The 21288-nt window shown below is 69.1% G+C and carries 25 protein-coding genes and 2 pseudogenes; 15 read left to right on the top strand and 12 right to left on the bottom strand.

Features of this window, described 5'->3' with window-relative positions:
- The coding region (locus A5714_RS07980) for a zinc-binding dehydrogenase (RefSeq protein ID WP_068284418.1) at window positions 1-919 on the top strand (919 nt) is incomplete at its 5' end.
- Here A5714_RS07980 and A5714_RS07975 read toward each other — a convergent pair.
- Window positions 909-1793, bottom strand: a complete 885-nt coding sequence (locus A5714_RS07975; protein WP_068284416.1) for an alpha/beta fold hydrolase — start codon at window positions 1791-1793, stop codon at window positions 909-911. The two genes, A5714_RS07980 and A5714_RS07975, sit on opposite strands and share 11 nt — an antisense overlap.
- A 4-nt stretch (window positions 1794-1797) precedes the next feature.
- Window positions 1798-2982, bottom strand: a complete 1185-nt coding sequence (locus tag A5714_RS07970; RefSeq protein WP_082959623.1) for a sulfotransferase — start codon at window positions 2980-2982, stop codon at window positions 1798-1800.
- A gap of 115 nt (window positions 2983-3097) precedes the next feature.
- Here A5714_RS07970 and A5714_RS07965 point away from each other — a divergent pair, with 115 nt between their 5' ends.
- Together A5714_RS07965 and A5714_RS07960 are read left to right on the top strand one after the other, a co-directional pair.
- Window positions 3098-3673 carry a TetR/AcrR family transcriptional regulator gene (locus A5714_RS07965; RefSeq protein ID WP_068284413.1) on the top strand — a complete coding sequence of 192 codons (576 nt, stop codon included), beginning with the start codon at window positions 3098-3100 and terminating at the stop codon, window positions 3671-3673.
- Window positions 3670-4767, top strand: a complete 1098-nt coding sequence (locus A5714_RS07960; RefSeq protein ID WP_068284411.1) for a DUF1214 domain-containing protein — start codon at window positions 3670-3672, stop codon at window positions 4765-4767. Before A5714_RS07965 ends, A5714_RS07960 begins: the two co-directional genes overlap by 4 nt.
- On the opposite strand, the gene A5714_RS07955 is transcribed toward A5714_RS07960, so the two are convergent.
- Genes A5714_RS07955 through A5714_RS07940 form a run of 4 tightly spaced genes read right to left on the bottom strand, consistent with a single transcriptional unit; the run spans window position 4764 to window position 8619 of the window.
- Entirely contained in the window at window positions 4764-5813 is a 1050-nt protein-coding gene (locus tag A5714_RS07955; RefSeq protein ID WP_068284409.1) for an LLM class flavin-dependent oxidoreductase, read from the bottom strand. The two genes, A5714_RS07960 and A5714_RS07955, sit on opposite strands and share 4 nt — an antisense overlap.
- On the bottom strand, window positions 5813-6337 hold the full coding sequence (locus A5714_RS07950) for an SRPBCC family protein (RefSeq protein ID WP_197502928.1): 525 nt from the start codon (window positions 6335-6337) through the stop codon (window positions 5813-5815). The genes A5714_RS07955 and A5714_RS07950 overlap by 1 nt, the downstream gene beginning before the upstream one ends.
- A 56-nt stretch (window positions 6338-6393) precedes the next feature.
- Entirely contained in the window at window positions 6394-7500 is a 1107-nt protein-coding gene (locus A5714_RS07945; protein WP_068284406.1) for an acyl-CoA desaturase, read from the bottom strand.
- 24 nt (window positions 7501-7524) lie between these two features.
- The gene (locus A5714_RS07940; protein ID WP_068284404.1) at window positions 7525-8619 is read right to left on the bottom strand and encodes a ferredoxin reductase; all 1095 of its coding nucleotides are present in this window, start codon (window positions 8617-8619) and stop codon (window positions 7525-7527) included.
- Window positions 8620-8689: 70 nt separating this feature from the next.
- Here A5714_RS07940 and A5714_RS07935 point away from each other — a divergent pair, with 70 nt between their 5' ends.
- Window positions 8690-9364, top strand: coding sequence for a TetR family transcriptional regulator (locus tag A5714_RS07935; protein WP_068073871.1), 675 nt, complete (start codon window positions 8690-8692; stop codon window positions 9362-9364).
- A gap of 40 nt (window positions 9365-9404) precedes the next feature.
- Here the strand turns inward: A5714_RS07935 and A5714_RS07930 are convergent, their stop codons facing one another.
- The gene (locus tag A5714_RS07930) at window positions 9405-9788 is read right to left on the bottom strand and encodes a hypothetical protein (RefSeq protein WP_068073874.1); all 384 of its coding nucleotides are present in this window, start codon (window positions 9786-9788) and stop codon (window positions 9405-9407) included.
- Between the two features lie 36 nt (window positions 9789-9824).
- Window positions 9825-10430, bottom strand: coding sequence for a GNAT family N-acetyltransferase (locus tag A5714_RS07925; protein ID WP_068284403.1), 606 nt, complete (start codon window positions 10428-10430; stop codon window positions 9825-9827).
- A gap of 64 nt (window positions 10431-10494) precedes the next feature.
- Between A5714_RS07925 and A5714_RS07920 the strand changes: the two genes are divergently transcribed.
- Both A5714_RS07920 and A5714_RS07915 read left to right on the top strand, forming a co-directional pair.
- The gene (locus tag A5714_RS07920; RefSeq protein WP_068284401.1) at window positions 10495-11595 is read left to right on the top strand and encodes a F420-dependent hydroxymycolic acid dehydrogenase; all 1101 of its coding nucleotides are present in this window, start codon (window positions 10495-10497) and stop codon (window positions 11593-11595) included.
- A 110-nt stretch (window positions 11596-11705) separates the two neighbouring features.
- A complete protein-coding gene (locus A5714_RS07915; RefSeq protein ID WP_068073876.1) occupies window positions 11706-12284 on the top strand; it encodes a hemerythrin domain-containing protein in 579 nt (192 codons plus the stop codon).
- Window positions 12285-12362: 78 nt separating this feature from the next.
- Here A5714_RS07915 and A5714_RS07910 read toward each other — a convergent pair whose 3' ends face one another.
- The gene (locus A5714_RS07910) at window positions 12363-13259 is read right to left on the bottom strand and encodes a manganese catalase family protein (protein WP_068073878.1); all 897 of its coding nucleotides are present in this window, start codon (window positions 13257-13259) and stop codon (window positions 12363-12365) included.
- A gap of 162 nt (window positions 13260-13421) precedes the next feature.
- Here A5714_RS07910 and A5714_RS07905 point away from each other — a divergent pair, with 162 nt between their 5' ends.
- Window positions 13422-14144, top strand: coding sequence for a GAF and ANTAR domain-containing protein (locus A5714_RS07905; protein ID WP_068073879.1), 723 nt, complete (start codon window positions 13422-13424; stop codon window positions 14142-14144).
- A gap of 67 nt (window positions 14145-14211) precedes the next feature.
- Window positions 14212-15507: an acyl-CoA dehydrogenase family protein gene (locus tag A5714_RS07900; RefSeq protein ID WP_068284420.1), complete on the top strand. Its 1296-nt coding sequence runs from the start codon at window positions 14212-14214 to the stop codon at window positions 15505-15507.
- A gap of 9 nt (window positions 15508-15516) precedes the next feature.
- On the opposite strand, the gene A5714_RS07895 is transcribed toward A5714_RS07900, so the two are convergent.
- The gene (locus A5714_RS07895; protein ID WP_068073880.1) at window positions 15517-15972 is read right to left on the bottom strand and encodes a MaoC family dehydratase; all 456 of its coding nucleotides are present in this window, start codon (window positions 15970-15972) and stop codon (window positions 15517-15519) included.
- A gap of 115 nt (window positions 15973-16087) precedes the next feature.
- Here A5714_RS07895 and A5714_RS26510 point away from each other — a divergent pair, with 115 nt between their 5' ends.
- The 6 genes from A5714_RS26510 (at window position 16088) to ag85C (ending at window position 20216) form a co-directional block, all read left to right on the top strand.
- Window positions 16088-16261 (top strand): hypothetical protein, encoded by a 174-nt coding sequence (locus A5714_RS26510; RefSeq protein ID WP_197502929.1) that lies wholly within the window; start codon window positions 16088-16090, stop codon window positions 16259-16261.
- Between the two features lie 37 nt (window positions 16262-16298).
- A complete protein-coding gene (locus A5714_RS07890; protein WP_068284399.1) occupies window positions 16299-16799 on the top strand; it encodes a metallophosphoesterase in 501 nt (166 codons plus the stop codon).
- Between the two features lie 47 nt (window positions 16800-16846).
- Entirely contained in the window at window positions 16847-17302 is a 456-nt protein-coding gene (locus A5714_RS07885) for a MarR family winged helix-turn-helix transcriptional regulator (RefSeq protein WP_068284398.1), read from the top strand.
- Window positions 17299-18114, top strand: a complete 816-nt coding sequence (locus A5714_RS07880) for an ATP-binding cassette domain-containing protein (protein WP_068073884.1) — start codon at window positions 17299-17301, stop codon at window positions 18112-18114. The genes A5714_RS07885 and A5714_RS07880 overlap by 4 nt, the downstream gene beginning before the upstream one ends.
- Complete coding sequence (locus A5714_RS07875) at window positions 18104-18934, top strand: ABC transporter permease (RefSeq protein ID WP_068073886.1); 831 nt, start codon at window positions 18104-18106, stop codon at window positions 18932-18934. Before A5714_RS07880 ends, A5714_RS07875 begins: the two co-directional genes overlap by 11 nt.
- Before the next feature lie 244 nt (window positions 18935-19178).
- Window positions 19179-20216 carry a diacylglycerol acyltransferase/mycolyltransferase Ag85C gene (gene ag85C / locus A5714_RS07870; protein WP_068073887.1) on the top strand — a complete coding sequence of 346 codons (1038 nt, stop codon included), beginning with the start codon at window positions 19179-19181 and terminating at the stop codon, window positions 20214-20216.
- Between the two features lie 75 nt (window positions 20217-20291).
- Here ag85C and A5714_RS07865 read toward each other — a convergent pair whose 3' ends face one another.
- Both A5714_RS07865 and A5714_RS25210 read right to left on the bottom strand, forming a co-directional pair.
- A complete protein-coding gene (locus A5714_RS07865) occupies window positions 20292-20981 on the bottom strand; it encodes a YoaK family protein (protein ID WP_068073889.1) in 690 nt (229 codons plus the stop codon).
- Window positions 20982-21031: 50 nt separating this feature from the next.
- Window positions 21032-21220, bottom strand: a pseudogene (locus tag A5714_RS25210) (maltokinase); the annotation flags it as partial.
- On the opposite strand from A5714_RS25210, the pseudogene A5714_RS27020 reads away from it, so the two are divergent.
- Window positions 21213-21288, top strand: a pseudogene (locus A5714_RS27020) (hypothetical protein); the annotation flags it as partial. The pseudogenes A5714_RS25210 and A5714_RS27020 sit on opposite strands and share 8 nt — an antisense overlap.

Genomic DNA, 21288 nt, shown 5'->3' with positions numbered 1-21288 from the left:
CCACTCCGACCTCAGCCTGATCAACGGGACGTTTCCGGCCCAGCGTCCGGTCGTGACGCAGGGCCACGAGGCGTCGGGCACGATCGCGCAACTCGGACCCGGGGTGACCGGTTGGACGGAGGGCGACCGCGTCGTCGTCGCGGCGGGCCGGCCGTGTCAGTCCTGCGCCAACTGCCGGCGCGGGGACGCGGTGAACTGCCTGCGCATCCAGTTGATGGCGTTCGCCTACGACGGGGCGTGGGCCGAATACACCGTGGCCCAGGCCGCCGGCCTCACCCGGGTCCCCGACAACGTCCCGTTGGAGCAGGCCGCGATCCTGGCCGACGCCGTGTCCACGCCGTACGGCGCCGTGGTCCGCACCGCGCGGGTGGCCGTCGGGGAATCGGTCGGCGTGTGGGGCGTCGGCGGGGTTGGCACGCACATTGTGCAGCTCGCGCGATTGGTCGGCGCCGTCCCGGTGATCGCCGTCGACATCAACCCCGCGGTGCTCGAGCGCGCCCTCGACATCGGCGCCGACCATGCGTTCGACGCGGCCGACGCGGGGCTGCACGACAAGATCGCCGAGGTCACCGGCGGCCGCAAGCTCGACGTCGCCTTCGACGCCGTCGGGCTCAAGAGCACGTTCGAACAGGCCCTGGGCTGCCTCACCTCCGGCGGCCGACTGGTGGGCGTCGGGATGAGCGCCGAGTCACCGACCGTCGGGCCCACCGCCATGTTCGGGCTCAGCCGCAAGCAGGTGCTCGGCCACCTCGGTTATCAGAACGTCGACATCGAGACCCTCGCCAAGCTGGTTTCCCTTGGCCGGCTTAACCTTTCCCGTTCGATCAGCGAGGTCGTCGCGCTGGAGGAGCTGCCGCTGGGGATCGAGAAGTTGGAGCGCCAGGACGGCAACCCGATCCGGATCCTGGTCAGGCCTTGAGAAACGCCCGCAGCCGGTCGAGGACCAGCTCGGGCCGCTGCTCGACGATCCAGTGGCCGACGCCCTCGACCAGCTCGACCTCGAAATCGCTGATGTGGTCGCCGTATCCGCTGATCAACTCCGGCCTCATCACCGGGTCTTCGGTGCCGCTGAGCCAGCGCACCGGGACGTCGACGCGGGCGTCGGCGTACTCCCCACGCATCCAGCGCAGCATCTCCGTGGTTTGGAACGTGCGATACCAGCGGGACCCCGCCTCGGCGTGCCCCGGCTGCTGCATGCACTCGGCGTAGAGACGGACGGCGTCGTCGGGCAAGGAGAAGCCGGCGCCCACCCACGAACCCAACATCTTCAAAAACCGCGAGTTGGGATGGCGGATCACCCGGGCGCCGATGCCGGGCAGCGATATCGGGATCTGGTACCAGAACCGCCAGATGTTGCGAACCGTGGCGAGGTCGCGCTTGACGAACGGCGCCGCGGTGTTGAGCCCGAAGAATCCGGAGACCTTCTCCGGGTGGCGCAGCATCATGATGAACGCCACCGGCCCGCCCCAGTCGTGGGCAACCAGCCGCACGGTCGAGACGCCCAGGCGGTCCAGGACGCCCGCGAGGTCGTCGGCCATCTCGTCCTTGCGGTAGCTGCTGCGCGGCGCCGAACTCCATCCCGCCCCACGCAGGTCCGGGCACAGCACCCGGTACCCCTCGGCCGCCAGCGGCGTGATCAGATTGCGCCACTCCCACCAGTTTTCGGGGAAGCCGTGCACCAGCATGACCGCGGGCCCGGCGGCGGGACCCGCGTCGGCGACGTGAATCGTGACCCCCTCGCCCAGTTCGACGTAGCGATGTTCGACCCCGTCCAGGGCGGGCATGGTGACCATGTGTTCAGAAGGTAGCGCCTCGGGCGCCGTTGAGGAAGCGGTCGGTGTAGGCGGCAAACCGCGCGCGCAGATCGGCCTCGTCGAGGCCGAACATCTCGCAGGACGTCGCGACGTTGCCCAACCGGCCGCGGCGGTGCCCCGCGAGGTAGTCGGTGACGGCCCCGCGCGCCTGGTCGGCGAACGGCTCGCCGGACAGCTCGTAAACCCGTTGGGCGACCGCCATTTCGTCGGCCATGAAGTCGTCGAAACGCACGTCGGTCGAGCGGTCGGCACCGAGCACGTCGCGGTCGCGCAGCAGTGCCGCGAGCATCTGGCCGAGCCGGTCGACCCAGGAGGCGGCGATGTCGTGCACCGGCACGGCCGAGCGGTGCATGCGCGCGGAGTAGGTGATCATGGCGATCATCGACAGCGCGACGGGCACGGGATCGCGGTGGGTGAACACGACGACGCTGCCGGGAAACACCCGGTTGAGCACCGGCACCTGCTCCAGGTGCTGCGGGGACTTCAGCAGCCAGCGCCGCCCTCCCCGCAGGAACTGCATGGCCTTGAGCTGGCGGGCCAGGTATCGGTAATGCGGTGTCTGGTCGTGGCTTTGGTAGTAGTCCCGCCAGGCCGGCACGTCGGCCAGGGTTTCGAACAGCATCGTGGAGAAATCGTTGGCCAACAGCTGGATCTCTTCGTGGACGTGGTCGGTCGTCATCTCGTGCATCAGCGCGAAGTGGGGCATCACCACGTCGAGCACGCCGACCGCGACGTCCATGCGCGCGCGGCGCGGGTCGGGCACCACGCCCCGCTCGGCCGGCATGGGAAACGGCTCGACGCTTTCCCAGTACGGCATGGTGCGGAAGGTGGGCGCCGCCGCCAGCATGTTGTGCAGATGGGTGGTGCCCGTGCGCGGCAACCCGGCGATCACCACCGGCGGCTCAAGTTCGATTTCGTCGATCTCGGGGTGGCGGGTCAGCAGATCCGTCAGCAGCAGCCGGTTCTTCAGCAATTGCAGCAGTTGGGCGAAGAAGTTGACCGTACCGGCGGGGTGGCGTCCCGGGATGTCCCGCAGCGCCGCGAGATAGACGTCCAGGCGCTCGCGGTAATCCTGCGGCCCGAAGTCCTGGAGGCCGGTATCGGCGCTCGCCCGCGCGTGCAACGCGTCGGCATCGAGGGCGCAGTCGGGTTCCAGCGCGGCCATCATGTCGAGGATCTGCTGGGCCTGCGCGCTGTAACGGGGCGCGGCGAGGTCGTCCAGATGCACGGGCGGGTCGACGGCGATGTCGGTCACGCCGACTTATGTTACTCTAGGTTTCGTAATGGTTGCAGATTTTGGCCGGCCTCGCGATCCGCGCATCGACGCCGCGGTGCTGCGGGCCACGGTGGAGCTGCTCGCCGAGACCGGATACCAGGGCCTGCTGGTCTCCGCCATCGCCCAGCGCGCGGGCACCAGCAAGCCGGCCATCTACCGGCGCTGGCCGAGCAAAGCGCACCTGGTGCACGAGGCGGTGTTCCCGATCGACGCCGCCACCTCGGTGCCCGACACCGGGTCGCTGCCCGACGACCTGCGCGAAATGGTCTGTCGCACAGTCACTTTCTTAGCCACCCCGGCGGCCAGGGCGGCGCTGCCCGGCCTGGTCGGAGAGATGGCGGCCGACCCCACGCTGCACGCGGCCCTGTTGGACCGGTTCGCCGGCATCATCACCGGCGGCCTCGCCGCGCGCCTCCGCCGCGCCGCGGCCGACGGCGTCATCCGGGCGGACGTCACCGCCACCGAACTGGCCGAGACCATCGCCGGAGTCGCGCTGGTCGCCGTGCTCACCCGAGGCGACGTGCTCGACGACTCCTGGGTCGAGCGCACCACAACCCTGCTCCTGAAGGGAATCAGCGCATGACACACCAGTCGACGGCCGCGTGGCGCGACCTGCTGAGCACGCTGGGCGACCTGGACGGGTCGTTTCTCTCCGGTGACCGGGCCGTCACCGACGACCGACACGTCGCCGACGGCTACCGCATGCTCGCCACCTCGCTGGGCGTCGCGCTGGACACGTACCTGTTCACCGAGCCCGGGCGCCCGCAGTTCGTCGCCGTCAACACGCCGTTTCGCCGGGACCGCCGCTGGGGTGGGGACAACACCGACGCCTATTATCACCTGTGCCCCGTCGATCCGCGGCGGCGCTACCGCGTCAGCGGCAATGCCGGTGACAGCGTGTATTTTTCGGTGACCGCCTACAACGAGCCCACCCCCGGGGCGTGGTCGGACCGGGTGGTCGCCATCGTCCGCGACACCGATCTCGACGTCGACGCCGACGGCAACTTCACGTTCGACTTCCCCGCGACGCCCGACGCGGCCGTCCTGATGACCCGCGATTATCAGGCCGACCCGCTGACCGGCCGGCCCGTCACGTGGCGCATCCACGCGCTCGACGAGCCGGACCCCATCCGCCACGGTGACGCCGAGACCGCCGCGCGGCTGCGGGCCGCCGCGACCTGGATGCGCACTCTGTTCGCCATCGTGCCGCTGGCCGTCGGTAGCCGCGCCACCGAGGAGCACGCGCTCGGCCACGAAACCGCCCACACCGCAAACCAATTCGCCGAGCCCTATCAAGTCCCGGACGCAAATTTCGGCTGGTCGGCCCGCGACGCCTGCTATTCCTACGGCAGCTTCGTGCTCGACGACGACGAGGCGCTGGTGATCACGCACCGGCCACCGGCGTGCCGGTTCTGGAACCTCGTGGTGTGGAACCAATTCATGGCCACCTACGGTGCGGCCGACGCGCGCTGCTCCATCAACGGCCACAGCGCCGTGCCCAACGGTGACGGCTCGGTGACGGTGGTGTTGTCCCGCGAGCCCACCGCGCACCCCAATTCGCTGACGACGCTGGGCTATCCGCGCGGCAACCTGGCCTTCCGCTGGTTCCTCGCCGACGAGGTGCCGGCGCGGCCCGACGTCCGCCTGGTCAAGGCCGTCGACGCGCCGACGGCTTAGACCGCGCGTACCAGGTCGATGGCCCGGCCCAGCGTGGTCAATCTGGCGTCCAACGTGTCCCCCGCCGGGTACAGCCGCACGGTGTTCACCCCGGCGTCGCGCCACACCGCCAACCGGGCCCGCACCATCTCCTGGGTGCCGATCAGCGTCGTAGCCAGCACCATCTCGTCGGTTACCACGTCGGCCGCCCCCTCGCGGTCGCCGCGCTGCCAGCGCCGGCGCACCTCGGCGGCGGCCTCGGCCCAGCCCTGCCTGCTGTAGGCCCGGTTGTAGTAGTTCGTGCTCGACGAGCCCATCCCGCCGAGGCTGAACGCCAGCTCCTTCTTGCGGCCGGCGACCATGCGGCGCAGCTCGTCGTCATCGGCGGCGAAGGCTACTTCGGCGCCCTGGCAGATGTCGATGTCGGCGCGGTTGCGACCGGCGGCGTTCAGGCCCGCGTCGAGATGCGCGAAGTAGGCGGCGCCGGCTCCCTCGGGGACGAAGCTGGTGCCCAGCCAGCCGTCGGCGACCCGCCCGGTCAGCCGCAGCATCGCCGGTGACAGGGCCGCGAGGTAGATCGGGATGTGATGCTCCACCCGGGTGGACAGACGCATCGGCACCGCCTCGCCGCCCGGCCGGGGGATGCGAAATTGCTCGCCCTCGTACGCGATCTTGCCGCCCGCGAACGCGTCCCGCACGATGTCGACGGTTTCGGCGATGCGGGCCAGCGGGTGATCGAACGAGGCGCCGTGCAGTCCCTCGATCACCTGCGGGCCGGAGGCCCCCAGCCCGAGCATGAACCTGCCGCGCGACAGATTGGACAAGGTGATCGCGGTTTGCGCCACCAGCACCGGGGACCGCGTCCCGGCCTGCAGCACCCCCGAACCCAGCAGCATCCGGTCGGTGCGCGCGGCGACGTAACCCAGCGCGGACACGGCGTCGGCGCCCCACGCCTCGGCGACCCAGCACACGTCGAGGCCGAGCCGCTCCGCCTCGACGGCGAACGTCGCCACGTCGGCGACCTCGGCTGCGCCGCCGGAGAATTCGACCGTGGTGGCCGTGCGCATCAGCGCACTCCGTGCTCGGCCAGCCGTTTGATTGCCGCCAGGGTCTTGTCGATCGCGGCCTCGAATTCGCGCATCCGCACAAAGACGATCTTCTGTTCCTTGTCGGGCATCGAATCGATCGCCACCGACAAGCCCGACCGCCCGGGCCCCATCTGCATCCAGTAGTTCAGGGCGGTGCCCCCGTCACGCGGCGTCAGCCTGAACCGCCAGGTCGCCGACGGGCGCTCCGGATCGCCCACCACCCAGCCGAATTCGCGCTGCCGCTCGCAGGCGAAGATCTGCGAGGTGGTGCTCCACACCCCGAACGCGTCGTGTTGGTTGTGCCCCACGAACCGCGCGCCCACCCGCGGCCCGTCGGCGCCCTCGGCCCACTGCACCGACTGCAACTCGTTGCTCAGGCTCGGCATCAGGTTGATGTCGGCGACCAAACTCCACACCCGGGCCGGGTCCGCGTCGATCCACGTCGAGGCTTCCACCGTCGGGGTATCCGCGTAACGGGCGCCGGTCCACTCCACGCCCGCCATTGTGCCCCGCCCGGGACCGCGTCGATCCGCGGCCCACGGGCGGGGCGACACCGGGGTCAGGCGGCGACGAGATCCCGCTCGGCGGGCTTGTCCGGCGCCACCACCCGCAACACCTGGTCCGGCACGGTGAGGCGGACGATCTTGCGCACGACGGTGCCGAACTGCCGCAGCAACGGCCCCTTGTTGTAGGGAATCCCGTAGCGCTCGCAGATCTCCTGCACCTGGGGCGCGATCTGGGCGTACCGGCGGGCCGGCATGTCCGGGAACAGGTGGTGTTCGATCTGGTGGGACAGGTTGCCGGAGAGCAGGTGGAACAGCTTGCCGCCGGTGAGGTTGGCCGAGCCGAGCACCTGGCGGAAATACCACATGCCCCGCGACTCGTCCTTGGTCTCCTCGACGGTGAATTCCTGTGTGCCGTCCGGGAAGTGGCCGCAGAAGATGATCATGTACGACCACACGTTGCGCATCAGGTTGGCGGTCAGGTTGCCGGTGAAGACGAACGGGGCGAACGGCCCCGCCAGCAGCGGGAAAGCCACGTAGTCCTTGAGCGTCTGCCGACGAGTCTTCTTCCAGATCTCGCGCAGCACCTCACGCTTGTCCTCCAGCCGGATCTCGCCGGCGCGGATCCGCTCGGTTTCGAGCTCGTGCAGCGCGACGCCGTACTGGAACAGCACCATCAGGAGGAACGCGTAGAGGGGGTTGCCGAGAAAATACGGCTCCCAGGGCTGGTCCTCGCTCATCCGCAAGATGCCGTAGCCGATGTCGCGGTCCATCCCGACGATGTTGGTGTGGGTGTGGTGCATGTAGTTGTGCGAGTGTCGCCACTGGTCGGCCGGGCAGGCGGTGTCCCATTCGAAGGTGCGGCCCGAGATCGCGGGGTCGCGCATCCAGTCGTACTGGCCGTGCATGATGTTGTGGCCGATCTCCATGTTGTCGAGGATCTTGGCCACGCCCAGCATCGCGGTGCCCGCCAGCCAGGCGGGCGGCAGGAAGAGCAGCATCCGGCCGCCCACTTCCAGCCCCCGCTGGATCTTGATGACCCGACGGATGTAGTCGGCATCCTCTTCGCCGAGCTCGGCCATGATGCGTTCCCTGATGGCGTCGAGTTCGCGGCCGAAGGCGTCGGCCTGCTCGGGGGTAAGGGCGATCTTGTTCTGCGACATGATGGTTCCCTTTCTAAGCGTTGGTTACAGCGATAGGTCGACGTCGCCGACCGGGACGGATACGCAGATCTGCACGTCCTCGTCGGGGGCGGTGGAGACGGCGCCGCTGACCAGGTTGCGCACCGTGCCCGCGGTCTTGCGGCGCGTGCAGGTGTGGCAGATGCCCATCCGGCAGCCGTTCTCGGGTGTCAGGCCCGCGGCCTCGGCCTGTTCCAGCAGGGGGCGGCCGTCGTCGATCACGTCGATCCCGCTGTCGGAGAAGGTGACTCGCCCGCCCGTCGGGTTGGCCGGCGGCTCGAAGGTCGGCGGCACGAAGCTTTCGGTGTAGACGTTGTCGCATACCGCCCGGACGGCGTCGACCAGAGGCGCTGGGCCGCAGACGAACACCGCATCGGGCGACGGCAGCGCGGCGGCCAGGTGTGCCGGGCCGAAGCGCCCGGTCAGGTCGCCGTCGGCCGAGCGCGTGTAGCCGTGCAGGACCCGCACGCCGGCGAGCGTGGCCAGCTCGTCGCGGTAGCAGGCCTCCTCGGGCGTCCGCGCGTAGTGCACGAACGCCAGCTCGCCGCGATACCCCTCGGCGAGCAGGGTGCGCAGCATCGCCAGCACGGGCGTGATGCCGCTGCCACCCGAGACGAACAGGATGCGGCGCGGGCGCTGCGCGGGCAGCACGAAGTCCCCGCCGACACCGGTGAGCCCGACCACCATGCCGCGGTGGGCGTGCTCATACAGGTAGTTCGACACCAGACCGCCGTCGTGGCGGCCGATGGTGAGTTCGAGATCGGCGGCGCCTTGGGCGTTGGCCGGCGAGTAGCAGCGGGAGTGCCGGCGGCCGTCGATGTCGACGGTGAGGTTGACGTACTGGCCGGCCTGCACCGGTCCGCGCGACCGGAAGGCGGCGTTCGGCGCCAGGGTGAGCGTGACGCTGCGCGGTGTGGCGCGGCGCACGGCCACCACCTTGGCGCGCGGCTCGCCGAGCGTCCACGTCGGGGCGACGAGCTCGGTGTAGCGGTCGACACCGTGCGGTCCGGTGAGCAGGTCGAGGAGGTCTGAACCCAACACCCGCTGCCCAATGGTCCGGGCGAGGGAGCGCCGCGGAGTGTGCATGGTTTGAGTAAACATATGTACACCGTGCGCGGTGATCGCCCAGGCAGTCAAGGGTTTACTGGCTCGTTGTGGTAGGCTTCACATAGTGAACAGCCGTACTCCTAGCTCACGGGCGCGGAGCTCGGGCCGGGAGCGTGTTCGCGAAAGCCAGTCGCGCGAGGAGCGCAAGGAGGCGACGCGCCGGGCCATCATCGCCGCAGCCCTCAAGTTGCTGCAGGACCGCAGCTTTTCCAGCCTGAGCCTGCGTGAGGTCACCCGCGAGGTCGGCATCGTGCCGGCGGCCTTCTACCGCCACTTCGAGTCGATGGAGGCGCTGGGGCTGGTCCTGATCGACGAGTCGTTCCGCAGCCTGCGCGACACCTTGCGGGATGCGCGGGCGGGCAGGCTGGATCCCAACCGGGTGATCGAGTCGTCGGTCGAGATCCTGGTGGCCAGCGTCGCCCAGCGGCGCGAGCACTGGCGGCTGATCGGTCGCGAGCGCAACAGCGGGCTGTCGGTGTTGCGCTACGCCATCCGCACCGAGATTCGACTGATCACGTCCGAGTTGGCCACCGACCTCGCGCGCTTCCCCGGCCTGCACGAGTGGACCACCGAGGACCTCAACGTGCTGGCGAGCCTGTTCGTCAACGCGATGATCCTGATCGCAGAGGCCATCGAGGACGCGCAGAGCGGCGAGGCGCTCGAGGACATCCGCCGCACGGCCGTCAAGCAGCTGCGGATGATCGCCATCGGGATAGCGGGTTGGCGCTCAACCCCCTGACGCCGCGCCGCGCCCGGGCAGTAAACAGCCGAGCACTGAACTACTCGTCGACGACCTCGTAGAGCGAGTCGCCGTCCTCGGGCGCGCCGTCGATCTGGCCGCGGTGCGCGCGCCCCGGGGGGCCGTCATCGAGCGAATCGTTCGACGCGTCGTCGAGCGCCTCGACCGGCACCTCGGACACGTCCGGCTCCTCCTCCGCGAGCCGGGCGTCCAAGGACTCCCCCTCGCGCTCTTCGCGCGCCGTCACGCCGAACCGATTCGCCTCGCTCCAGCGCTCCGGGGGGTCGACCACGATGTCGCCGTCGTCGTTGTGCAGCTCGTCGGAGTCGGTGCCTTCGCTGGCGTTCAGGGTGTCGCCCGGACCGCCCTCCTCGGGGAAGTCGGCGGGGTCCACCAGATCGTCGGCCTGGGGGTTATCGCTCATGGCCCACGGTTGCCCGCCCGATCAGGGCGTTAAACGCTAGCGCGGTTCTCGCCACATGGCCCACAGCTTCGGGCCGTCGTCTGGTAGCGGGATCTCGCGGGTCACCGCGAACCCGAAACGCTGGTAGTACGGGACGTTTTCGGCCTTGCTCGACTCGAGGTAGGCCGGGCTGTATTCGGCGTCGCAGCGATCCAGCCGCGACCGCATCAGCGCCTGGCCGAAACCCTGGCCGCGCACCGTCGGGTCGCTGCCGATGACGGCCAGGTACCAGTGCGGTTCCTCGGGATGTAGGCGTTTCATCAGGTCCTGCACCGCGCGCCCGCGCATCGACTGCGCGCCGAAGACCCGCAGGAAGGTCGGCGTCATCAGCAGTTGCGCCAGGGTGGACTCCTGCCACTGGTTCGGCGGATCCCACAGCGACGCCGCGCCGATGGCGGGCCCCGCGCAGGCCACCTCGACGCCGCCGCGCGCCAGGTGGTGGTGCCGGGTCATCGTCGCGAACAACCGGCGCAGGTTCGCCGTGCGGGTCCGCGCGTCCGGGAGCAACCACATCATGACGGGGTCGTCGTAAAAGGCCCTGGCCAACGTGCTCGACAACGCACGCACTTCGCCCTTGCGCGCCGGGCGCGCCTGTGCAGCCATCTGCAGGAGCCTAGTGGCCGCTGCCGCCGGGTGTCGTCGGCGGGGCCGCGGGTATTACTGCCGGATGACCGGCATCTCGCGGCGCACGTTCGGGCGAGTGACCGCGGGCGTGGGGGCCCTCGGCGCCGCCGGGCTCTCGGCCGGCTGCCATTCGGGGGGCGGCCACGGTGGCGCCCCAGCCAGTCCCCCAGCGCCCCCAGCGCACCCGGGCGTCGGCCTGACGCTCTCCCACGAACAGTTCCGCACTGATCAACTCCTGGCCCAGGTAAAAGCCGCCGAACTAGCCGGATTCCAGTACGCCTGGGCCAGCGACCACATCCAGCCGTGGCAGGACAACGAGGGCCACGCGATGTTCCCGTGGCTGACGCTGGCCCTCGTCGGCAACGGCACCAGCCGGCTCTCCTTCGGGACGGGCGTGACGTGTCCGATCTACCGTTATCACCCCGCCACGGTGGCACAGGCTTTCGCGTCCCTGGCACTGTTGAGCCCGGGCCGGGTCTTCCTCGGGCTCGGCACCGGGGAACGACTCAACGAGCAGGCCACCACCAACACGTTCGGCAATTACCGGGAACGGCACGACCGGCTGGTCGAGGCCATCGCCCTGATCCGCCAGCTGTGGAGCGGTCAACGGATCTCGTTCTCCGGGCGCTACTTTCAGACCAATGCGCTCAAGCTTTACGACGTGCCGCCGACACCCCCACCGATCTTCGTCGCCGCGGGTGGTCCCAAGAGCGCGCGGCTGGCCGGGCAGTACGGCGACGGGTGGATCAGCCAGGCGCGCGATATCGCCGATCCAAAGTTGTTGGCGGCGTTCGCCGCCGGTGCCCAGGCCGCCGGCCGCGACCCCGCCACGCTGGGCAAGCGCGCGGAGATGTTCGCGGTCGTCGGTGACCGCGACGAGGCGGGGCGCGCCGCGGCCCTGTGGCGGTTCACCGCCGGGGCGGTGGATCAGCCGAACCCGGTCGAGATCCAGCGCGCCGCCGAGGCCAACCCCGTCGACAAGGTCTTGAGCAACTGGACCGTCGGGACCGACCCCGCCGTCCATGTCGCCGCGGTGCAACGGGTGCTCGACGCGGGCGCGACACCGTTTCTGCACTTCCCGCAAGGCGATCCGTTGTCGGCCATCGAGTTCTACCGCACCAGCGTGCTGCCCAAGCTGCACTGAGCGGCGGTGGCATGGTTCCGGGCCCGTCCCGGGGCTTGCTTGTTTCGGAGCCGACCGCCCGGGTATCCCGCAGGCCACTTCGAGTTTCAGCCCAACTGGAAGGCACAACTATGGACGCATTGACATTCCTCCGCCACGACCATAAGAGCGTGCTCGGCATGTTCGAGGTGCTCGACGGGGCCCCGACGGGTTCCGGTGCTCAGGCGAGCGGCCTCGAGACCATGGTCAACAACCTGATCATCGCCGAGTCGCAACACGAGGCGATCGAGGAGCAGTTCTTCTGGCCGGCGGTACGCAAGGCGATCGGAGATGGTCTCGCGGACAAGGCCATCGAGCAGGAGCAGGCCGGCAAGAAGCTGCTGCAGCGCCTCGAGGACTCGCACCCGGGCGATGCCGACTACCACGAGGCGTTGCGGGAGTTCATCAAGCTCGGCCGCGAACACATCGCCTACGAGCAGGACGTGGTGTGGCCGCAGGTGGAGACGGCCATCGACCGCGAGGAGCTGGAGAAGATCGGCGCAAAGCTGGAGCAGGCCAAGAAGATCGCGCCGACCCGACCCCACCCGGACACCCCACCCAACCCCGCCGTGCTCAAGACGATGGGAATGGGCGCCGCGGTCGTCGACCATGTGCGTGACGCGCTGACCGGCCGCGCCGAGGACAACCCGCCCGACCCGCAGATCAAGTAGGAAAACCGCGGCAAACCGCGGCAAAGGCCGGGCACCGCAACGGCGCGGTGACCGGCCTTTTCGCCGCTCAAAGATGGATCAGCTTGTGGCGGTGTGCTGTTCGTGGGTGAACGGCTTCTCGGCCTCGACGGCCGGCGACCCGTTCGGGTTGAGCTCGGCACCCTTGTTCCGCCGCGTGGAGCCGCCCAGCCATTGCTGCTCGGGCTTTTCCACGTACTCCCACTCGATGCCCTCCGGCCACGGACCCTGGCCCTCGTTCCACGGGCCGCGGACCGACTCGCCGCCCCCGTTGGACATGTTGAACGCCACGTTCTGGAAGCGGGGGTCGCCGGGCAGCTGGCCCGGCGGGAAGTTGACCGGCAACTCGTTGAGCGCCGCGGTGAACTGCTGGTAGTGCGCGACCTCGCGCGTCATCAGGAACGTCAGGGTGTCCTGGCAACCCGGGTCGTCGGTGAACTGCTTGAGGTACTCGTAGACGACCTTCGCGCGGGACTCCGCGGCCACGTTGTTGCGCAGATCCACCGTCGGGTCGCCGTTGGCGTCGATGTAGGCGCCGGTCCAGTTGTTGCCCGCGGAATCCTTCACGTCCGGCCCGCCGCCGCTCAGCACGAGGAACAGCGGGTTGACGGCGACCTGATCGATGATCGAGTCGCGGCCGTTCGCGCTGGCAACTGCCGGCATCCAATCGCACCGCTGGTTCGCGATCTTGAGGTCGTCGTTGAGCCCGTCGAGCAACATGGTGATCATCGACCCGACCATCTCGAGGTGGCTCAGCTCCTCGGTGGCGATATCCATGAACAGGTCGTAGAGCTTCGGGTTTTTCTGGCGCAGTACGAAAGCCTGGGTGAAGTACTGCAACGCCGCGGTGAGTTCCCCATTGGCGCCGCCGAACTGTTCCATCAGCAGAGATGCGAATCGCGGGTCGGGCCGGTCGACCCGTACCTCGAATTGAAGGTCTTTGTTGTGCACGAACACGGGAGCCTCCCAGGGCTGTAGGAAAGGTGGTGCTCGACGGCGGGTACCCGCGGGCTAACCGGACAAACGGTGCCCGTCAGCAAATGCCCGAGCGGTGCGGCGACCGGCGCGAGCGAAGAGCCCAAGTTACGCATGGGGAGGACATCGTGCACAATCCGGTCTATGGAGCCGTCCGATCCGGGTTCGAGGCACGCGCTGGCCAGGCGCATGGCCGAGCTCTCGCGGGAGATCGCCGCGCCCCGCCGACTGGAGCAGATCCTCTCCGACGTCACCGCCACGGCGGTGGAGCTGATTCCGCGGGCCGCGGTGGCGGGCGTGCTGTTGGTGAAGCGGGGCGGGGAATTCGAATCGCTGGCCGACACCGACAGCCTGGTGGCGAAGCTGGACGCGTTGCAGCACGAATTCGGTGAGGGCCCCTGCGCGCAGGCGGCCCTGCACGAAACACTGGTCCGCACCGACGATCTGCGCGAAGAAACCCGCTGGCCCCGGTACGCGCCGGCCGCCGTGGAACATGGCGTGCTGAGCAGCCTGTCGTTGAAGCTGTACACGGCGGAACGGACCGCCGGCGCGCTGAACCTCTTCAGTTTCGAGGCCGGCGTGTGGGACGCCGACGCCGAGACCATCGGGACCGTGCTGGCCGCGCACGCGGCGGCCGCGATCCTGGCGGCGCGCCACGGTGAGCAGCTGCAGTCGGCGGTGACCACCCGCGACCGCATCGGTCAGGCCAAGGGCATCATCATGGAACGCTTCGCCGTCGACGAGGTCCGCGCATTCGAGCTGCTGCGCATGCTGTCGCAGGAGAACCAGACCAAACTGGTCGACATCGCCCAGCGCGTCATCGACACCCGCGGCGGCGCCGGGGAAGGGCCGGCGCTGTCGCTGTAAGCCTTACGATGGTGTGGCCTCATCAGCGAGTCCGGCGCGACGCTGCGCCGGGGAACGGTTGGCCACGGTGTGGGATTTCGAGACGGACCCCGAGTACCAGGCGAAGCTGGACTGGGTCGAACAGTTCATGACCGACGAGCTGGAACCGCTCGACCTCGTGGCCCTCGATCCCTACGACAAGCACAACGCCGAGGTGATGGCGGTGTTGCGGCCGTTGCAGCAGCAGGTCAAGGATCAGGGGCTGTGGGCCGCGCACCTGCGCCCGGAACTCGGCGGTCAGGGTTTCGGTCAGGTCAAGCTGGCGCTTCTCAACGAGATACTCGGCCGGTCCCGCTGGGCCCCGTCCGTGTTCGGTTGTCAGGCACCCGATTCGGGCAACGCCGAGATCCTCGCGCTGTTCGGCACCGACGAGCAGAAGGCGCGCTACCTGCAGCCGCTGCTGGACGGCGAGATCACGTCCTGCTATTCGATGACCGAACCCCTGGGCGGGTCCGACCCGGGGCAGTTCGTCACCGCGGCCACCCGCGACGGTGACGATTGGGTGATCAACGGCGAGAAGTGGTTCTCCACCAACGCCAAACACGCCTCGTTCTTCATCGTCATGGCCGTCACCAATCCCGAGGCGCGCACCTACGACAAGATGTCGCTGTTCATCGTGCCGGCCGAGACGCCGGGCATCGAGATCGTGCGCAACGTCGGGGTCGGGGCCGAATCCGCCAAGCGGGCCAGCCACGGTTACGTCCGTTACCGCGACGTGCGGGTGCCCGCGGATCACGTCCTGGGCGGCGAGGGAAAGGCCTTCATGATCGCGCAGACCCGGCTCGGCGGCGGCCGCATCCATCACGCGATGCGGACGATCGCGTTGGCGCGCAGCGCTTTCGACATGATGTGCGAGCGGGCGGTGTCCCGCAAGACGCGCCACGGACGCTTGGCCGATTTTCAGATGACCCAGGAGAAGGTCGCGGACAGCTGGATCCAGATCGAGCAGTTCCGGCTGCTGGTCCTGCGCACCGCCTGGCTGATCGACAAGCACCACGACTATCAGAAGGTGCGCCGCGACATCGCCGCCGTCAAGGTCGCCATGCCGCAGGTGCTGCACGACGTCGCGCAGCGGGCCCTGCACCTGCACGGCGCGCTCGGTGTCTCCGACGAGATGCCGTTCGTCAAGATGATGGTGGCCGCCGAGTCGCTGGGCATCGCCGACGGCGCGACCGAACTGCACAAGATGACCGTCGCCCGCCGCACGCTACGCGAATACGAGCCCGTGACAACGCTTTTCCCGTCGGCTCACATTCCGACCCGGCGTGCCGAGGCGCAGGCGCGCCTGGCCGAGCGCCTGGAGCACGCGGTCGCCGAGTTCTGAGCGCGGCGCTCAGGCGACGTAGCGGACGATGCTCTCGGCCACGCAGGCCGGCTTGGCCGAGCCGTCGATCTCGACGGTGGTGGACACGGTCGCCTGCGCGGCGCCGTTGCCCAGGTCGTCGACGCTGACCAGCGTGCTTTCCGCCCGCACCCGCGAGCCGACCGGCACCGGTGCGGGAAAGCGAACCTTGTTGAGCCCGTAGTTGATTGCCAGTTTGATGCCGTTGACGGTGTAGATCTGGTGCTGCAGGCGGGGCAGCAGCGCCAGCGTCATGAACCCATGGGCGATGGTCGTGCCGAACGGGCCGGAGGCGGCGCGTTCGGGGTCGACGTGGATCCACTGGTGGTCGCCGGTCGCGTCGGCGAACAGATTGACGTCGTCCTGGGTGACGGTCACCCAGTCGCTGTGCCCGAGGCTCTCGCCGGCGGCGGCCGCGAGGTCGGCTACTGATTCGAACGTGCGCATGGCGGTTCCTCCTTGACTCGGCTGGTAACAATAGCCCGGCCGCCCGTCGGCCGGGTTTCGCGCCACCCGTCGCGGGAACTCTGATGCGAAACGACCGCGGAGGGGTAGCGCATCCATGCCAGAACACAAGGGCCACAAGGCTGAGGAAGACGTCGAGGCCGACACCCATCAGACCCGTTCGCGCGCCGCCGCGGGCGAAGAGGACGGCAGCTACGTGGGCGCCGCCGGCTCCGACGACACCTTCGACGCCGGCGAGAGCGGCGCCGAGGCGCGCAGCGAGCGCGGCTGACCGCGGCCGGCGTAGTGCGGCGCCACCCGACGGGCCCGTGAGACTGCTGCTGATCGCGGACACCCACGTCCCCAAGCGCGCCCGCGACCTACCGGCGCGGGTATGGGACGAGGTGGACCGCGCCGACGTTGTCGTACACGCCGGCGACTGGGTGACCGAACAGCTCGTCGACGACCTTCAGACCAGGGCCGAGCGCCTGATCGCGTGCTGGGGCAACAACGACGGCCCCGCGCTGCGGGCCCGGCTGCCGGAACGGGCCGACGTGATCCTGGGCGGTGTGCGGCTCACCGTGGTCCACGAGACCGGCGCCGCCGGCGGGCGCGACGCCCGCATGTCGCGGCTCTACCCCGACACCGACGTGCTCGTGTTCGGCCACAGTCACATTCCCTGGGACACCACGACCCAGACCGGCCTACGCCTGCTCAACCCCGGGTCGCCCACCGACCGCCGCCGGCAACCGTTCTGCACCTACATGACCGCGCGCATCGACGCCGGCACGCTGGCCGACGTCGAGCTGCACCGCCTCGACCGCACATAGCGAACGCTTAACCCCTCCACATCGATAGCTCGGCTATAGAGCTAACAATGGGAGAGGTGAAACAACGCACCGATCTGGCCGGCGAGGTGTCCGGCGTCGTCGGTCGGTTCGGCCGGCAGCTGCGCAGGGCCGCCGGGCGCGGGTTCGACACCCTGTCCGAGTCGCAGTCCGAGCTGCTGTGGTTGGTCGGGCGGCGGCCGGGCATCTCGGTGAGCGCAGCCGCCGCGGGGCTCGGTCTGGCGCCCAACACCGCGTCGACGCTGGTGACCAAGCTGGTCGCCGGCGGGTTGCTGCTGCGGACCGTGGGCGACGCCGATCGCCGGGTGGGGCAGCTGCGGCTCGCCGGGCCCGCCCAACAGGCGGTCGACGATTCGCGCGCCGCCCGGCGCGCGTTGCTCGGCAACGCGCTCGACCAGCTCGACGGCGACCAAATCGCAGCATTGACAAGGGGATTGGAGGTCCTTCAGACGATGACCGGGATACTACGAGAGCGCCGATCATGAGCGGATCCCTGCCGTTGGCGATCGACGCCAGCCACCTGACCTATCGTTACGCCCAGTTCACCGCCGTCGACGACGTGACGCTGCAGGTGCGGCCGGGCGAGACGATGGGCCTGCTGGGCCCCAACGGGGCCGGCAAGACCACCATGGTGCGCATGCTCACCACGCTCACCCCCGTGCAGCGCGGTGAACTGCGGATCTTCGGCATGGATGCCCGTCGCCAGACGACCGACATCCGAAGCAACATCGGGTATGTGCCGCAACAACTTTCGATTGAGCCGGCGCTGACCGGTCGGCAAAACGTCGAGTGGTTCGCCAGGCTCTACGGCGTGCCCCGCGGACAGCGCGCCGCCCGCGTGGCGCAGGCGCTGGCCGCCATGGACCTGCTCGACGTGTCCGACCGGTTGGCGGGCGCGTACTCCGGCGGCATGGTCCGCCGCCTCGAGGTGGCGCAGGCGCTGGTCAACCGGCCGTCGCTGCTGGTCCTCGATGAGCCCACCGTGGGGCTGGACCCGATCGCCCGCGACGGGGTCTGGTCCCAGGTGCGCGACATGCAGGCCCGATACGGCATGACCGTGCTGCTCACCACCCACTACATGGAGGAGGCCGACGCGTTGTGCGACCGGGTGGCGTTGATGCACCGCGGCGAGTTGCGCGCGGTCGGGACGCCCGACGCCTTGAAGGCGACCGTGGCCCCGCGCGCCACCCTCGAAGACGTATTCCGCCACTACGCGGCGTCCGATCTGGCCGAGCCGGCGGAGGAGTCGTTCCGCGAAATCCGTTCCAGCAGAAAGGTGGCCCGCCGTGTCGGTTGACAGTGCCCTCGGTAACCATGCCCCGGGTCCGCTGATCCGCGCCCCGCGGGGGCGGCAACGCCTGGGCGCCGTGTCGAGCCGGGTCGGGGCCTTCGCCATCGTGGAATTGCAGAAACTGCGCCACGACAGGACCGAGTTGATCACCCGGATGGTGCAGCCGGCGCTGTGGTTGCTGATCTTCGGCAACACCTTCAGCCACCTGCACGTGATCAAGACGGGGTCGGTGTCCTACCTCGCCTTCCTGGCGCCCGGGATCATCGCCCAGTCGGCGTTGTTCATCTCGATCTTCTATGGCATCCAGATCATCTGGGACCGCGACGCCGGCATCCTCGCCAAGCTGATGGTCACTCCCGCCCCGGCGTCGGCGCTGGTCACCGGGAAGGCGTTCGCCGCCGGGGTGCGGTCGGTGGCACAGGTCGTCGGCGTGACCGCCCTGGCCTACCTGATGGGCGTGGGGTTGACGATGAATCCGCTGCGCATCCTGGCGGCGATGGCCGTGGTCATGCTCGGCGCCGCGTTCTTCGCCTGCCTGTCCATGACGCTGGCCGGGTTGGTCCGCAGCCGCGACCGGCTGATGGGTATCGGGCAGGCGATCACCATGCCGCTGTTCTTCGCCTCCAACGCGCTCTACCCCGTCGACGTGATGCCGGGGTGGCTGCACGTGCTCAGCAAGGTCAACCCGCTCAGTTACGAGGTCGACGCCTTGCGGGCGTTGTTGATCGGCACACCGTTCAACCCAGCCGACTTCATCGTGTTGCTCATCGCTGCGATCCTCGGAATCTGCACGGCCGCAACGTTATTGCGCCGACTGGTCGCTTAGCCGGTCGCCGAGCGCGGCCACCGGACGCGGAACGCCGGCGGCGGTTGTCAACCGCTGCCGGCGTTTTGATGAGCGATCGTTACCCCACCGCGACGATTCGCCCCCGACGCCCAATCGTTGCCCAACCGCGACATCGAGCCGCGGCCCTGACAGGCGAAATGTGCCAGTTGCGCGTGATTCACTGCGCTGCGAACACATTCGACCGCGTCACGCGGCAGATGAAAGTTGGGATGGGTAGACAGCTATGACGTTCATCGAAGAGTTGCGGAAGTTGCGCGCCGCAGCGGCGACCATGCCGCGCCGGCTGGCGATCGCTGCCGTTGGGGCTGCCCTGCTGTCCGGGCTCGTCGCCGCCGGCGGTGGCGCCGGCACCGCCAGCGCCTTCTCGAAGGCCGGCCTGCCCGTGGAATACCTCGAGGTGCCCTCACCGTCGATGGGCCGCAACATCAAGGTCCAGTTCCAGGGCGGCGGGCCGCACGCGGTCTACCTGCTCGACGGCCTGCGGGCGCAGGACGACTACAACGGCTGGGACATCAACACCCCGGCGTTCGAAGAGTTCTACCAGTCGGGCCTGTCGGTCATCATGCCCGTCGGCGGGCAGTCCAGCTTCTACAGCAACTGGTACCAGCCGTCGTCGGGCAACGGCCAGAACTACACCTACAAGTGGGAGACGTTTTTGACCCAGGAGCTGCCTCTGTGGTTGCAGGCCAACAAGCAGGTGTCGCCGGCCGGCAACGCCGCCGTCGGCCTGTCGATGTCGGGCAGCTCCGCGCTGATCCTGGCCGCCTACTACCCGCAGCAGTTCCCCTACGCCGCGGCGCTGTCGGGCTTCCTCAACCCGTCCGAGGGCTGGTGGCCGACGCTGATCGGCCTGGCGATGAACGACTCGGGCGGTTACAACGCCAACAGCATGTGGGGCCCGTCGAGCGACCCGGCGTGGAAGCGCAACGACCCGATGCTGCAGATCCCGCGGCTGGTCGCCAACAACACCCGGATCTGGGTGTACTGCGGCAACGGCACTCCCAGCGACCTCGGCGGTGACAACATGCCGGCGAAGTTCCTGGAAGGCCTCACGCTGCGCACCAACCAGCAGTTCCAGAACGCCTACGCGGCCGCCGGCGGGCGCAACGGCGTGTTCAACTTCCCGGCCAACGGGACCCACTCGTGGCCGTACTGGAACCAGCAGCTGATGGCCATGAAGCCGGACATCCTGCAAACGCTCAACGCGGTAAACGCCGCGCCGGCGCCAGCGGCGCCAGCGGCGCCCGCACCCGCCGCCTGATAACCCCAACAAGCCGAGCATCGGCAGCAGCGCACCCGGTCAGCGCTGCTGCCGATGCTCTTTTGGGCGGCGGGCTCAGCCGGCGTCGTCGAGCAGGGCGCGGCGGTCTGAGTGGAAGTAGGTGATCGCGGTGGTCACCGTGCACACCACCGCGGCGACGACGAGCATGGCGGTCCCGTTGACGACGAGGCTGATCAGACCGCCCAGCGTCGCGCCCAGCACGAAGCTGCTGAACAACAGGAAGTAACCCAGCCAGTCGGCGGCGGTGCCGCCGGCGAGGTGGCGTTCGATGCCCTGCCCCATCTTGACCAGCGTTCCCGTCACGTAGCTCAGCGGCACCGACACCTCGCCGTCCTTGACGAACGACGTGTTCAACGCCCCGACGCCGAATACCACCAGCATGATGGGCGCGAAGTCCAGGAAGTTCTCCTCCCAGCCCTCGTCGATGACGTCGACCACCGTGGCCGCGATCAGGCTGACCGTCGTCAGCACGGTAGGGCCGTGCGGGTGGGCCACCCAGAAATGGCGCCGGCACACCGACGCCACGACCACCCCGGCGACGAAGCACAGCAGCAGCAGCCCCGCGCTGATGGACAGCCACACGTCGTCGCGGAAGTAGCCCAGCACGGCGCGCTGGGCGTTCCCGGTCATGAACGTGACGAAATACCCGGCGGAGTGGGTGAACGCCGTCGCCCCCAGCACACCGGCCAGCGCCGCCAGCAACCACGACAGGCGCGCCTCACTGTTGTATGTCTCACTCGGCACAGGCTCATGCTGTCAGAGACGGCCGGCGCGCGCAGCCGAGCGAACGCCGGTCAAACGGCGATCAACCTCGCGATGGAGCGCAGCGGAATCGGCAGCCACGACGGTCGGTGCCGCGCCTCGTAACCGGCCTCGTAGACGGCCTTGTCGAGCTCGTAGGCGGCCAGCAGGTGGGCGAAGTCGCGGGGGTCCACGCCCGACGCGGCCGCGTAGCCCTCGCAGAACGACGTGCGGTTGCGCTCCTTCGAGTACGCTGCCTACGGGCCGCTGGTGAATCAGGCCGGTGACAAGCAGCTGGCGGCCCGCGCCC

Source organism: Mycobacterium sp. E2462, from assembly GCF_001672685.1.
GTDB lineage: Bacteria > Actinomycetota > Actinomycetes > Mycobacteriales > Mycobacteriaceae > Mycobacterium.
The sequence above is the reverse complement of the archived record's forward strand: the minus strand, read 5'-3'. Positions and strand labels throughout refer to the sequence as shown.